This window comes from Oleiharenicola lentus (assembly GCF_051660365.1).
Taxonomy (GTDB): domain Bacteria; phylum Verrucomicrobiota; class Verrucomicrobiia; order Opitutales; family Opitutaceae; genus Lacunisphaera; species Lacunisphaera lenta_A.
On sequence record NZ_JBOZXB010000001.1, the window covers coordinates 3463635 to 3479081 of the forward strand.

The 15447-nt window shown below is 61.1% G+C and carries 5 protein-coding genes; 1 reads left to right on the forward strand and 4 read right to left on the reverse strand.

Features of this window, described 5'->3' with window-relative positions; genetic code table 11:
- Position 1 precedes the first annotated feature (1 nt).
- The 4 genes from ACRRQW_RS13490 to ACRRQW_RS13505 all read right to left on the reverse strand — a co-directional run bounded on the left by ACRRQW_RS13490 (position 2) and on the right by ACRRQW_RS13505 (position 9984).
- Positions 2-2755: a Tat pathway signal sequence domain protein gene (locus ACRRQW_RS13490; protein ID WP_438482005.1), complete on the reverse strand. Its 2754-nt coding sequence runs from the start codon at positions 2753-2755 to the stop codon at positions 2-4.
- Between the two features lie 63 nt (positions 2756-2818).
- Entirely contained in the window at positions 2819-4012 is a 1194-nt protein-coding gene (locus ACRRQW_RS13495) for a Gfo/Idh/MocA family protein (protein ID WP_438482007.1), read from the reverse strand.
- A 178-nt stretch (positions 4013-4190) separates the two neighbouring features.
- Complete coding sequence (locus ACRRQW_RS13500) at positions 4191-6104, reverse strand: tetratricopeptide repeat protein (protein ID WP_438482009.1); 1914 nt, start codon at positions 6102-6104, stop codon at positions 4191-4193.
- A gap of 115 nt (positions 6105-6219) precedes the next feature.
- Positions 6220-9984 carry a TonB-dependent receptor plug domain-containing protein gene (locus ACRRQW_RS13505; RefSeq protein WP_438482011.1) on the reverse strand — a complete coding sequence of 1255 codons (3765 nt, stop codon included), beginning with the start codon at positions 9982-9984 and terminating at the stop codon, positions 6220-6222.
- 500 nt (positions 9985-10484) lie between these two features.
- Here ACRRQW_RS13505 and gltB point away from each other — a divergent pair, with 500 nt between their 5' ends.
- Positions 10485-15098, forward strand: a complete 4614-nt coding sequence (gene gltB, locus ACRRQW_RS13510; RefSeq protein WP_438482013.1) for a glutamate synthase large subunit — start codon at positions 10485-10487, stop codon at positions 15096-15098.
- The last annotated feature ends 349 nt before the right edge of the window (positions 15099-15447 follow it).

A 15447-nucleotide genomic window follows, 5' to 3' on the forward strand; every position in this document is an offset into this window, starting at 1 on the left:
ATTACGAGCGGGGCAGGGCGTCGCCCGCGAGCGCGAGATTTTGGATGGCGGCGAGGCCCCATTGCGCGGCGTCGTTGGTGGAAACGAACACCGCTTCGTCCACCGGGCGGAGCACCGTAGGGCCGGTGAGCGGCGTGCCTTTGAACGCGCCGGTCGCAGCTGGCTTGCCGCGCCAGTCGGTCGCGAATTCCTCCCACGCCCGCTTGGCGAGCGCGGGATTGCCGGTCTGTTGCGCGGCGTAAGCGGTGAGGCGCGAGTGCCCTTGACGCAGGCCGTTGGCGCGGAGCGCGGAACCGAGCCGCTTTTTCTGCTCGTCCGCGGAAGCGTTGTAGAGTTCGCAATAGTCGAGCCACGCGCGGCGAAATTCCGGCACATCGAACAGCTGGTTGAGTTCGGCGCACACTTCCACGAGGCCGAAGACCGCGTTGAGGTGTGAGACGGAAATACCTTTGTCCTCGGAAATGGCGAAGGCTCCCGTTTCGAGATTGATGGTCAGCGCGCTCGTGAAGAATCCGTGCGGTTGCGCGCCGAGAGTGCGCATGCCCGCGAGGAGACGATCGTGCATCTTCGCATCGCCGGTGCGTTCCCATTCCGTGAGCCACGCGCTGGCGATGGAACCCCAGTCGGTGCCGACGCTCATGCCGACTTTGGTGGCGTCGACGGTTTCGCCGCGCGCCTGGTCGCCGGCGGAGGCGGCGTGCGCGAGTTTTCGGCCGGGCGGGAAAGTCAGCAGCGTGCGGCCGGCTTCGATTTGTTCGCGTAGCAGATCACCCACGCGCTCATCGCCGGTGAGATAATAATAGTAACGGCGATTCGTCGCGGTGCTGATGCGCATCTGTTTCGCGCTGCAGCCCCAGTGTTGCACGTTATGGCGCGAGCCGAGCGGCGCGAAGCGGCCGAGGTGATGAATATCCACTTCGCCCGTGTGGCGGGTCATGGCTTCCGCGAAACGGAACACGTCAGGGCGTCCGCTTTGCAGAAAATAAAGCCAGAGCCAGATGTCGGTCGACAACTCTGAGTTGTCCCAAGCAAACCCGCCGACGTCGTAGCGCCATTCGTGGCGATCGGCGTCGTAGGTATGCATGACGTCGCCGTAATTCCAAAAGCCATACCAGCGGCGTTGCTCGCGTTGCCCGACATAGAAATCGAAATAGGAAGCCAGCCGGTCTTCCACGCTCGCGCGCGCCGGAGAAGAGCGATCGGACGGGCTCCAGATTTTTCCGAAGACTTCGCAGTGATGCAGCCAGGCGGAGGAACTCACCAACTGCGGCGGCGCTTCGAGCGCGTGCTGCAGCGCGGCGAACGCTTCGCGCGTGGGCGTGGCGGCGACGAAATGCAAATGCAGTTCGCTCGTGCGCGCGACGCCTTCGGGCGAGTTGAAACCGGGCTCGTAGTCTTCGTAAGTGATTTCGAGGCCGCCGTTGTATTGCTTGTCGAATGTGTCCATGCCCATGCCGTCGTGGTAAGGACGGAGGTCCATCGGTGCGGCGCCCGGAGCCCACATCCATGCAGTGACTTCGGCGGCGTCGCTCGTGGCGTTGCGAATGTCGAGTTGTGCCGGGTGACTTTGCCAGAAATTGCGCAGCCCGAACGCCACGCCGCCATCGGGCGTGCCGATGTAGCCCAGCCCGCCGGCGCGCTGACCTTGGGCGGAATCGAGCCACGTGAAACCGTCCCGCGTGCGCTTGTGAATTTGGAAACCGTCCGCGCTCGACTGAAGCAGCGTCCAGTCGGCGTAAGCGGCGATGTATTGCAGGCGATCGGTCACGCGCTTGTCCCACTCGGCGAGCGGCGGCGTGGCGAGGCCGGCGACTTGGGTGTCTTTCACTTTCGCGCCGGGATCGCGACGCAGGCCGGTGATGCCGCGCACGGCTTCACCGAAAACTCCGCCGTCGATTCCACTGAAGCGCACGTGGCGATCATGATTTTCTCCGCGCAACGGCACCGCGAAACGCACCCCGAGGCCGGTGATAAAATCCTTCTGCGCGTCGCCGTCGAAGACGATGGTGTGCATCAGGCGCACGCTGTCGCTGCCCGCGTAAAAATAGAGACGCACAATAAACGGCAGCCACGTGCGGCCTTGGCCGGCGTGACGGCCTTCGATTTTCACGACGGCGCGCACGGGGCCGGTTTGCTCGACGGTGACGCGGGCGATTTCGCCGGAGAAAGATTCGACGCGTTTCGCGGCGGCGTCCTGGCGATTTTCCAACTGGCACACAAGGCGACCGTCGCGCGCGATTTCTTTTTCGCTGCGCGTGACGGAACGGATGAGCGTGTCGCCTTGGCGCGCGATGACGGCGCGGATGATGCCGGTGTCGATCGTAACGGCATCTGCGGTATCGGTGACTTTTATCGGATGCGCGGGGGCGGCAGGCGCGCCCGTTTCGAGACGATAAGTTTCGCTCGCGGGCACGTCGCCCGGGATCGCGTGGGCCGTCCACTTGAGCGAGCCATCGGGCCAGAAAGCGAGCGGCCAGGTTTGCACCGGCACGGCGGAGCCTTCGGCGGATTTTAGAGTGAAGGCGGTGGCACGTGGGTGCTTTCCACGCGGCCAAGGCCGGCCCCAAGTCGTGCCGGGCAGCACGGCGGGTTTGCCTTCGAGCCAGTGAAGCACGTCTGCATTGGCCGACGTTGCCGGTAACGATGCCGGGGCGGCAGAAGCTGATTGCGCGCGGGCGAGCGTGGGCACTTGGGCGGCCGCAGCGGCGATCAGGGCGGAACGTTTCACAAAATCACGACGGGTCAGTGAAGCCATGGGAGAAGGGAGTTGAAGGGAGACGGCGGCGGGCACCCCAAGTAACCGCAGCTGCAAAATTACCTACGCGCTGCGCGCGGGCTCGAGCACAAAGCCCGTGTCGCGCAACAGGGATTTCGCAATGAACGCGCGCGACAGCGCTTCTTCCAAACCGGCGACGCCGGGAACCGGCGCCGCGGAGGGCGTGGGTGCTTTCCAGAAAATCAATTGCGCGGGCACGGATTGCACCTGTGCGGCGGCATGCACGGCTTCGACAAATGCGGTGTGTTTTTCCGCGAGAGCAGTCGTGCAAATGAGCGTGTCGGGGCGATGCACTTTTTCGAAGGCGGCATCGAGGAGCGCTTTGCGATTGGCGGCGATGTCGGTGAGCACGCGCTCCTCGCGCGAGCCATCATGGCGGATGATGACGCAAGAGCGCTCGTGTTTCCATTCGACGCGACCGGCGCTGCCTTCGAGGTAGATCTCCGGTTCACGCACTTGGTGGCAGGTGTGCGAAGCACCGAACCAGAAGTTCACGCCTTCCGCAGACCGCGCGAGGACGACACTCGTGTCGAAGCTTTCGATGGCGTGGGCGCGCAGCAACTCGGCTGAATCGATTTGCACCGCGGCGGAAGTGTCGACGGACGTGCCGGCGAAATAGAGGCTGAGATTAACGAAGTGGGCAAACGCGTTGTTGAGCGGCGAGTCGAGGACTTGCGTGCCGTTGGCGTGCAGGCGTCCGGCCCACGGATTGCGGGTAAAATAAGCGGCGGGACGCGGCCAGAGTCCGAGGAAGCGCACGGTGTGCAGCTTGCCGATCGCGCCGGCGCAGAGCTGCTGTTTGAGCCAGCGGTTGACCGGGCAGTAAATATCCTGGAAGCCGACCGCGACGAATTTGCCGGTGGCTTTTTCGGCGGCGCGAATCGCGGCGACTTCGGCGTTGGAGCCGGCGAGCGGTTTTTCCACGAGCACATGCGCACCGGCGTGCAACGCGGCGAGGGTCATGCGCGCGTGCCAGGGAATGCCGGTGGGAATGAGGCAGAGGTCGAGTCGGCCGGCCTCGGCGCGCAACATTTCCTCATAGTCGCGGTAGATGCGGGTGCCGAGAGCGCGGAGTTCGGTTTCCTTGGCCGCTTCCTCGGCGGGATTGATGATGACCGCGGCGCTCAACTCGATTTCGCCGCGAGCGTGCGCTGCTTTGGCGATATCGAGGTAGATGACAGCATAGCCCGATACGCCGATGAGAGCGACACGCGGACGGTTGGAAATGGATGACATGACAGTAGTCGGCGCAAAACCGCAGAGACGGAACGGCAGACGAACGAAGGAGGGGTGGGGCGAGATCGCGAAGGCGATCGCTTGAAGCATCACGATGGAATTCCCACTGGCGTCTCGCGATACGTCGCGGCTCTTACAGTCAGAAACAGCGGCGGGATAAATGCGCGCAATCTCGTGTTTACTTTGACCGCATAGCTTCCTGCGCGACGCGCAGATTCTGAGTTACGGCCACGTTCCCGGGTTGAAGCTGGAGCGCCGTTTCGTAACTGGCGGCGGCTTCACGAAAACGTTCCTGCATGAGCAAGGTGTTTCCAAGGTTGGCGTGGGCAGAGAAATTACGGGGATCAAGGGTCACGATGCGCCTAAAGTTTTTCTCCGCTTCGGGTGCCCGGTCTGCTTGGGCCAGCTGCATGCCTTGTTTGGCAAGCAGGGTGATGAGCGCGCTTTGGGCGGCGGCCAATTCAGGGTTAAGCGCAAGCGCGGCTTCGAAATGGGAAATCGATTCGGAATCCCGGCCGACCATGCGAAGCGCAGTGCCGAGATTGTAGTGAATGTCGGGAGCAGGTTTGAGTTCGAGGGAGGTTTCGAAGTGCGCAATCGCTTCGTCGACCCGCCCGGCTTCAACCAAGGCATTGCCCAAGGTCAGGTGCACGTCGGGAAGGGCGGGGCCGAATTTTAAGGCGATGCTGAGGTGGGTGAGCGCCGCCTTGGTTTGACCCTGTTCCAGGAGCGCTGCGCCCAAGTTGTAGTGCCCTAAAACATAATCCGATTGCAGAGCGACGGCGCGCTCAAAGCAGACCAAGGCTTCCGCCAGTTTTTTTTGGCTGCGTAACTCGATGCCGAGGTTGAGGTGAGCCCGGGCGCTTTGCGGACGTTTTGCCACGGTGTCCGTCCAGATTGCAATGGGGTCGCGGTAGTCGTGATTTCGCGCGACTGTGATAATCATGAATGCCGGCGCCACGATGCCCAATGCGAGCAGTGCTTTGCGCGAACCCAGCCAGTGATGCGCCCCGACCGTGATGACGGCGACCACGGCGACCAGAGGGAGATACATGCGGTGCTCGGTGATGGTTTGAGTAACCAAGGGAACTACGCTCGAACTCGGGGCCAGAATTATAAAAAACCATGCGCCGATGAATCCGAGAGTCGGTTTGCGCACGAGCGCCCAGCAGGAGGCTCCGAGCAGCATCAACACCAGCACGCCTTGCCACCACACTTGGGCCAAGGAGCGGACGACCTCGGTGCCATAATCGAGGACAAGCGGGTGCGGCCAGAGGGAGAGTTTTAAATAAATGATCAGCGCACTTGCCTGAGTCAGCAGGTATTCCCAGCTGGAAATTCCGAGCCCGAAACCGGCGGCGGTGCCCCGGGTGCCGCCACCCCCCACCAGCACCGCGATCAATAAAACCCAGGTGGAAGCGAGCAGCAGATACCACGTGCGACGGGCGCGCCACGCAGCCGCGAACGTGCCCGCGAAAAAGGTGCGATCATGGAGCAGCACCATTAAGGGTGCCGTCACCATCACTTCCTTGGTGCCCATGCCGAGCAAACACGCGATGGCCGAGATTACGAACCAGCGACGCGTGAAGGCGTAAAGTGTGAGCAGGAAAAAAAATCCGCAGAGCGATTCCGTGCGTTGCGCGATGCACGTGACCGACTCCGTAAGCAAAGGGTGAACGGCCCAAAGCAGGGCGATAGCCAAGGCGAGCGGCCGGGCGACGGCGGCGTAGCGCGAACTGAGCACAGGCCCGTTCAGTGTGCGGTTGACCAAACCGAAGAGCAGGAGTGCGCAGCCCGCGTGGATAAGCAGGTTGACCGCGTGATAGCCCCACGAATCGGTGCCGCTGAGTTTATAACTGAGGGCGAAGGAGAAATTGAGCACCGGCCGTCCGGTGGCCGTGCTGCCATCGGTTGGTGGCTGGAGCGAAGTCGAGAATTGCCGGATGGACTCGTTACTTACGATGGCGCCGGCGTCGTCGAAAATGAAAGGTGCGTGCAGCGTGTTGGCGTAAATCGCGATGACGGCGGCAACCAGAATTACGGGTGCAAAGCGTGGCCAAAAGAAAGCCGCTCGTGCGGAGGGTGGCGCCATAAGGTTGAGTAAAGTGCTTCGGGCTGAGGCGTAAAGCGCGCCGATAAAAAAAGCTCCCCGACGCGAGTCGGGGAGCTTTGGTTTAGCCAATCTTTCAGTGGATTGGAGTCGGAGTTTAGAAGTCGAACGAAGTCGTCAGCACGAACTGACGCGGGTCGATGATACGATACGCCCACGGGGTGCCGTCCCAATTGACGGCGATCGGGTCGAGGCGACCGTCTTCCATCACGTTGTTCACGTTCAACTGGATCTTCATGCGGATTTTGTCGCTGAAGACTTTCCGGGAGTAGGCGAACCAGATGTCGGTGTAGAAGTTGCCGTTGTCGAGATACACAGGGCGCGTGACGTCGGACGAGTTGATCAGCAACGGCGTGAGCGGGTCAGCGGGCTTGCCGTAGTAACCAACTGCGGCCTTGGATTCCCAGCGCTGGCTGCCACCTGTCGACCAACCTTTGAGCTTACCCTTGTTGAACACGTAGTTCGTGAGGAATGACGCGTGGTAGATGCGTTGGTTCGGGGCGATGGCTCCTTGCAGCGCTTTCGCGAGAGCAACTTGTGACGTCACGGCATTCGCGTAATAGGCGCGTGTGCTGGTGTTGCCGTCCAAGTTTTCGATGCGGGCGACGGTGGCGTAGCCGTAGGCGTTCCAGAAGTTTCTCAGCGAGTAAGCGCGATTGTTACCGTCGACGAAGTCCGGAATATCCGTGGCGGCAAGCGCGGTCCAGACCGGCATGCGATACGCTTCCCACTCATCGAACTGGGGAGCGACATCGGTGTAGACGCTCTTGGTGCGAGTGCCGGTGAGCTTCATCGTCCAGTTGGGCATCGGATTGTAGGTGATCTGAACTTCCGTGCCTTTCGCGATGCTCTGTTGGGTGGCACCGAGCTGCAGGCCGCTGAAGTAGTTCAACGGGAGTTGCAGTAGGTCGTAGATCTTTTGTTGGCTGGCGGCATCGTCGACTGAGTAAACGGCGCCATCGTTCCAGTTGGTTTGGGCCGTGTAGGAAGCGACGGTTTCGCCACGGGCGACCGCGTTGCGAATACGCAACACTGAGGAAGCCCACGGAATACCGAGCGTGGTGTCGCCATACTGAACGCGGGTCAGCAAGGTGCCGGCAGCGCTCGTGCGTTCGTCGTGATTTTCCGTTTCAAACCAGTTTACGCGGGCGACGAGTTTGTTCTTGAAGAGATTGAATCCGAAACCGCCGTCACGGCCTTCGCCGGTGGGCTTGGGCAGGCGTTTCTTGAAGAGATCGGTTTGCGCGCCGGAGGGCGGGTTGAAGTTATCCGACTGATTGTAGTAGAACGTGAGACCGCTCAGGAATTCTCCAACGATCGAGCCTTCGCTGTTGCGACGTTCGACGAAACCCCAGCCTTTGAGCGGGCGGAACGCGGCACCGACCGTCTTGGTGTCACCTTCGAGTTCATCCCACGGGATCCAACGGTTCATGACCAGATCGTAGTCGACGAAGCCCAAGTTGTTGGGATTGATCTGCGACGCGGTCAGCGTGGGGCTGATCACCGCGCCGGTCGCGGGATTGGTGATCGCGCCAGCGGTGGTGTTGCGCGCACGGTAGGCGTCGTGACGGAAACCAACGGTCGCGACCAGGCGGTCGTCCCACAGATACGACTGCGTTGCGAGATTCCAGCTCTTGATTTCGCGCTGGAAGTTGGCGCTGCCGGCATCGGCAAAGGCAATTTGTTCGGTGAGACTGATATTGCGGAATGCGTTGGTGTTATCCTGCAAACCGTAGACTTGCACACTGGCGTTGTAGGGAGACTGCGAGCCGGGATTGCCGTAATAACCGATGGACTGCGTGACCGTGCCGGAGGCATCGCCCGGGCTCGCCGCGTAATACATCTTACGTAGCGCGCTGGTGCCGCTGAGGCTCCAATAAGCCTGACCACCCAAACTTAAATTAGGGCCGTAACGGAGACGACCTTCCGCATCGCCGCCGGTGTAGACCAAGCGCCAGCGCTCACGATTACGTTTTTGGTCCACTTCTGAAACGAGGCCGAGCAAGCGGTGACGACCGAACCAACGGGTCCAACCTTGGTTCTTGGAGAAGTCGAGGTCGTAGGCGAGCATCGCACGATAGCTATCGTTGGTTTCGGGAGAGTAGAACGTGTCCACGCCGCCGCCGAGACCGAGCGGAACATATGCAAGGCCAGCATAGGGATTGGTCGTGCCGTCGATATTCCGGGTGTTCGTGTCGACCAGGAGCGTGTTACCTTGCAGCTGGGAGAGGATGAAATTCTCGGAAGCGTCGATATCCTGACGGAGCCAGCCGGCGCTGAAAAACAAGTTCGGGAGGAGCACTTGCTCAACTTCAAGATTGTAGACGCCAGCGCGGAGGTTGGCGAAGTTAACCTGGTTCAAGTTATAGCGCGTCCAGTCGTAGATCGATTGATCGCTGACGCCAGCGGCTTGATAGGAAGAATAAGAACCGACCTGGCCATTGACGGTGACGGGAGGCGCCACGCCGAAGCCGGACATCGACCAGTTGCGGTCAAGAAGGGCGAAACGGGGATCGCCTGCGAGATAGCCTAAGCTGGTGGCCGAGGGTGTGGCGGTGGCCGGGTTGGTCTGCGCCGGGGCATAGAAACCGATGCCGCGGGAGAAGTAGTCGACGTATTGTCCGTTGTTCAGGCGCTGGCGCGTGCCGGCGTTAGCGTTGTCGAATTGAAAGCCGATCGGGATGTAGTAAGGCGACGCAGGGTTAGTGATGAGCGCAGTATTCACCAGCGTCGTGACGGCGGGATTGTAGCCCGGCGAACGCGAATCGAAGATGATTGGGCCATAGACCTGTCCGGCCGTGACCGACCGCGTCGTGCCGTTTGGCAACGTCACGGTGGCGGCGTTTTGGAAGGTGATGTTGCGGCTCACCGGGTCATACATCGGCCGGCCGGCTTGGATCCACGGGGTCACACCGTCGCGTGGCGTGATAAAGTTCGGGCGGTTGGCGTCATTGCGGTAGTTTTCCGCGAACGCGCGAATGATCGTATTCTTAAACGGCTTGTAGGTCATCGCCGCATACTGACGGCGCGTGCGGTCATAGGACGGTTTGCGCTCGAATTGCTGGTCGTTGTAGAGGAACGCAGCGTAGAGAGCCAACTTGTCCTCGATCAGGGAACGATTGATCGCGAGGGAAGTGCGGAACGAGCCGACGTGATCGGTGCGGACGGAGACTGAATTGGTGTTGCGATTCAGCGCGGCCTGGGCGGCCGATTGATTCACGATACCCGCCGGGCTGCCCATACCGAAAAGCAGGGAGTTGGGGCCACGGCTGATTTCGATCGACTGCGTGTTATACGAATCGAAGGGAATACGGTTGTTGGTCGGGTGGTAATTGAGCGACGCATCGGGGGCGGCGAGACCGCGCACGCGATTCGATTGGGCGTTCGTGGTCGAGTCGCCGTTGTTACCAAAAGAGTAACCACCGACGGAGTCTTTGACAGTGCCGCGATCCAGGATCTGCGGTGTGTAGCTGCTGGAACCTTCGGTGCTCGCCTCGTATTTGAACACGTCGTTGATGTCCAATGCCGCGGTGTCGTCGAGTTGCTGCTTGGTGACGACCGTGATGGAGGCGGCAAGATCAGAGAGATTTGAATTGAGACGGCTGCCCGCGAGGGTGTTCTCCGCGAAATACCCGGAGTCCTTCTTGGTGGAGACCACAAACGGTGAAAGTTGCAGCAGATCGTCTTTCTCTTTTTTAGCAGCTGCGCTGTCTGTTGTGACCGGCACTTCGCGTTCTGAAGTGGCGGATTGAGCGGGGGCGGCGGGAGCGGTTTGGGACCAGGCCGTGGGGGCGAGGATCACTCCGCAGGCAAACGCCAACGTAAGTCGGCGGGCGAGGGTAGCTTGGGGTTTATGATTCATGGGCATTTCAGGATCAGGGTTCTTGGGTCAGGAAAACAGCACGGCACGCCGCAGCGTGAAGGACGTCGTGAAGAAGGTTTGAGGCGGGGTTGGGGTAAGCGGCGGGAAAATTCCAGCGCGCGAGGGGAGGTCGGGCCGAACTAGAGAAATTTCGCTTATGAAATTCAACGGAACCGCAGTCTTACAGTAAGAGAAAAGTTCCATTTTTTCGAAGTGCGCGAAAAACCGGCGACTTTCACGTGTGCTGACGCGCCGGCCGAGACAGTGGGCGTATGACGGGATTTTCTTGAGGAAAAGATCGCGCGCGGACGCGAGTTCCCGAGTGAAAACCATTTCGTGCGGCCACTGTGCTTTTCGCTGAGAAAAACGGTATTGCAAGGCGCGTGCTCCGGGCGCGTTGATAGGCGCTTCCTCCGTCGTGCCGCGACCGCCAATCGGCGCGCCGTGTGGCACACTAAAAGCTCCATCGTTTTCCAGACCTTCCACCGACCCAAACTCCGTTGAGCAAACTACTGCCTTCTCCCCTGTATAATCCGGAATTCGAACACGACGCGTGCGGCGTCGGGTTCATCGCTCGCATCACGGGCGAACGCAGCCACGACGTGCTGGCGCGGGCGTTGGCTGCATTGAAAGCGCTCGCGCACCGCGGAGCGATCGACGCCGACGCCATCACGGGCGACGGCGCCGGTGTTCTGACGCAACTGCCTTACGAAATTTTCCGCGATCACTTGGAGCAGCAGAAGAAAACCGTGCCCGCCGACAAGGATCTCGGCGTCGGCATGATTTTCCTCCCGCGCGGCAACGACCTCGCGCAAGCGCACGCGCGCAAAATCATCATCGAAGCGGTGAAGGAAGAAGGCCTCGCCTTCATCGGCTGGCGTGAAGTGCCGGTGGATATTTCCATTCTTGGCCGCAAAGCCGCTGAGACGGTGCCGATGATCGTGCAAGCGCTCGTGGCGCGCCTCGACGATATTTCCGACGACGAGTTCGAGCGGAAACTTTATCTCACGCACATGGTGAGCGAACGCCGCTGCACCGAGGCGCGCATCGACGGGTTTTACGTGTGCAGCTTTTCGTCGCGCACGATCGTTTACAAAGGCCTGCTCAACGCGCCGCAAGTGCGCCGTTTTTTCCCGGATTTGCGCCTGCCGACTTACCGCACGGTGTTCGCGCTGTTCCATCAACGCTACTCGACGAACACGTTCCCGACGTGGCATCTCGCGCAGCCGTTCCGCATGATGGCGCACAACGGCGAGATCAACACGATCCGCGGCAACCGCGTGCGTATGCACGCGCGCGAACGCTCGATGGTCGGCGGTGTGTGGGGCGCGCGTTTCGCGGATTTGCACCCGATCGTGCAGCCGGGCATGTCCGATTCCGCGAGCTTCGATAACGTCCTCCAAGTCCTCACGCTCGGCGGTCGCTCGCCGCTACACGCGATGACGATGATGGTGCCGATGGCCTGGGAAAAAGATAAACGCCTCACGACGGAAGCGCGGAATTTCTACCGCTATCACTCGCACTTGCTCGAACCGTGGGACGGCCCGGCGGCGCTCGTGTTTTCCGACGGAAAATTTGTCGGCGCGTCGCTCGACCGCAACGGCCTGCGGCCGGCGCGTTTCAAAGTTTACGACGACGGCTACATCGTGCTCGCGTCCGAAGCGGGCGTGGTCGGCGATTTGCCGGGCAAAGTAATTCAGTCGGGTCGGCTCGGGCCAGGCCGCATGATCGCGGTCGATCTCGAGAATAAAAAACTGCTCTTCGACGAAGAGGTGAAAGCCTCGCTCACGTCCGATCCGCGCTACGGCGAATGGTGCGACAAACATTTGGTGAATCTGCACAAGTTCGCCGAAGTCCACGCCAAGACCGCCGCCACCACCACCGCGCCGTTTCCGACGACCGCACCTTTTACGTCCGCCGCCTCCGTCGCGCCGCTCGAACAGCAACTCGCGTTCGGTTACGACCTCGACGAACTCGAACTCATTTTTACGCCACTCGCCGAAGGGCAGGAGCCCGTTGGCTCGATGGGCGACGACACGCCGTTCGCGGTGTTGTCGCGCCGCCCGCGTTTGCTGTATCAATATTTCAAGCAGCTTTTCGCGCAGGTCACGAATCCGCCGATCGATTCCATCCGCGAAAAATCCGTGATGTCGCTCGCGAGCGGCATCGGCGGACGCTTGAATCTGTTCGTCAAAGAGCCTGACCAAGACGGGCTCATCGATCTCGATTCGCCGATCCTGTTCGACTACGAAGTCGCCGCGCTGTCCGAGGTGAAATTCCTGCGCGGACGCGTGGTGCGTTTCCCGGCGTTGTTCGATCCGGCGACGGGCGCCGATGCGCTCGAAGTCGCGCTGAAAGATCTCGCGAATAAAGCGCTCAGCGTCGTCGAGTCGCACGGCGCGCGCATGATCATTCTCTCAGATCGCGGCGTCGACCGCACGCACGTGCCAATTCCCATGTTGCTCGCGATTGGCGCGATTCAGGCGAAATTAATCAAAGCCGGCGTGCGCCTGCGTTGCGATCTCATCGCTGAAACCGGCGAAGCGCGCGACGTGCATCACATTGCGTGTTTGCTCGGCAACGGTGCCGCCGCCGTGAATCCGTATCTTGCGCTCGCGACCGTGCGCGATCTCGCGGCCAACGGAAAAACGTCCACGCCGCTCACGCCGGAAAAAGCAGAGCAGAATTACAAGAGCGTCATCGAAGCGGGTTTGTTGAAGATTATGGCGAAGATGGGCATCAGCACGCTGCTCAGCTATCGCGGCGCGCAGGTGTTCGAAGCCATCGGCATCGGCAACAAAGTCATCGAAGAATGTTTCCGCGGCACGCCGTCGCCGATCGGCGGTATCGGCTACAAGCAAATCGCCGACGAAGCGATCGCGCGTCACGAGCGCGGGTTTTCGAAGCTCGATTCCGCGGATCCCGATGCGGTCGGCCAGCAGACTGCGCCGACGATGCACAACGAAGGTTTTTACCGCGTGAACAAGCGCGGCGAGGGCGAGTTCCACGGCTGGAATCCCAAGGTCGTCGCGGGCATGCACAAATTTGTGCGCAATCCCGACGCGGAAAATTTCAAAGTTTTCGCGCAAGTCGCCGACGAGCACCAGCCGGTGACGTTGAAAGATCTGCTCAAAATTAAGTTTCCGGAAAAATCCGTCGCACTCGAGCAGGTCGAGCCGATCGAAGATATCCGTAAACGTTTCACGACGGCCGGCATGTCGCTCGGCGCGCTTTCACCCGAAGCGCACGAAGCGCTGGCGATCGCGATGAACCGCATCGGCGGTAAATCCAATTCCGGCGAAGGCGGCGAAGATCCCGCGCGTTTCATCGTGCGTCCGAACGGCGACAACGCCAATTCCGCGATCAAACAAATCGCGTCCGGTCGTTTCGGCGTCACGGCGGAATACCTTTCTTCCGCGCGCGAAATCGAAATCAAGATGGCGCAAGGTGCGAAGCCCGGCGAGGGCGGCCAGTTGCCCGGCGCGAAAGTCACGCCGCTGATTGCGCGCCTGCGTTACAGCGTCCCGGGCATCACGCTCATTTCCCCACCACCGCATCACGATATTTATTCGATCGAGGATTTGGCGCAGCTGATTTTCGATCTGAAGGAAGTGAATCCGCGCGCGAAAGTGTGCGTGAAACTCGTTTCCTCGTCTGGCGTCGGCACGGTCGCTGCCGGCGTGGCGAAAGCTTACGCCGACGTGATTCTCGTCTCCGGCCACGAAGGTGGCACGGGCGCGTCGCCACTCGGCTCCATTAAGAATGCGGGTTCGGATTGGGTGCTCGGTGTCGCGGAAGCGCACCAGGTGCTCATGATGAACGGCCTCCGCAACCGCGTGACGCTCCGCACCGACGGCGGCATGAAAACCGGCCGCGACATCGTGATCGCCGCGCTCCTCGGCGCGGAAGAATACAACTTCGGCACCTCTGCGCTCATCGCGGCAGGCTGCGCGATGTTTCGCGTGTGTCACAACAACACGTGCCCGGTCGGCGTTGCCACCCAGCGCGAAGATTTGCGCGCGAAATTCCGCGGCAAACCCGACAACGTCATCAATTACTTCAACGCCGTCGCCGAGGAAGTCCGCCGCTACCTCGCGAAACTCGGTGTGCGCACGCTCAACGAAATCGTCGGCCGCGTGGATTTGCTCGAGCAAATCGACGATCCGTCGAATCCCAAGACGCGTCTCATCAATCTTTCCGGCGTCCTCCACGATCCAGATCCGTCAGGCAACACCGACCGCTATCACACACGCGAGCGCAACGAACGTTTCGGCAACGAAGGCACGCTCGACGAAGCCATCGTGATCGAAGCGCGCGACGTGCTGATCGGCCAGTCCGCGAAACTCACGGGCCGCTACAAAGTGGTGAATGCCAACCGCGACGTCGGCACGCATCTTTCCGGGCAGATTGCATATCTGCGTGGCGCGAACGCTGTGCCGCCGGGTTCGATCGATCTCACATTCACCGGCAGTTCCGGGCAAAGCTTTGGCGCGTTTCTCGTCGGCGGCGTGCGCTTGAAACTGGTGGGCGAGGGCAACGATTACGTCGGCAAAGGCATGGCGGGCGGCGAAATCATCGTGCGCCCGAAGCCCGAGGAAACTTACGAGTGGCGCACGAATTGCGTCATCGGCAACACGTGCCTTTACGGCGCGACCGGCGGTTCGCTCTTCGCGGCCGGCTGGGCGGGTGAGCGTTTCGCGGTCCGCAACTCCGGCGCGACCGCCGTCGTCGAAGGCGTGGGCGATCACGGCTGCGAATACATGACGCGTGGCGTCGTCGTCGTGCTCGGTCGCACCGGCCTCAACTTTGGCGCCGGCATGTCTGGTGGTCTCGCGTTTATCTACGACGAGCGCGAGACGTTCCAGGAACGCTTCAATCCCGCGCTCATCGCCACGGAACGGCTCACCGACGCTGACGAAATCGAATCGCTGCGTAAACTGGTCGCGCTCCACGCGGAGCTCACGACCAGCCCGCACGCGAAGAACCTCGTCGAAAACTGGGCGACCGAAGTCGGGAAATTCTGGAAGGTCATCCCGCACGCGCCGTCCGCCGACTGGCCGAAGCCGATGTATCGTTTCGAGACGTTCGAAGAACGCGCCGCGATCAAGGTGTGAGTTTCATCGAGTGCGGTTCGAGGTAGGGGCCGTTATCCTTAACGGCCCTTTCAGGATTTGTGCGCATGTGAAGACGCATGCGCACAACGCAACAGGGCGGTTAAGGATAACCGCCCCTACCTTGACGCGGTCTCAAGGTAGGGCCCGATCTCCGAGCGGGCCGTCAGGATTTTCGATGACACCAATCGGCCTGCCCGGAGGTCAGGCCCTACCGCGATTCATCGCCGCGAGCGGCTGCTTCGTTGTTCGCGCCCGCAACTTCCGCGCCCGCATTTCCTCGCGCGCTCACGCCGCCTTCTCGCGAACGCGTCTCAACTCACGCGCTGTCAATCCCCTGAAACGCACGAAT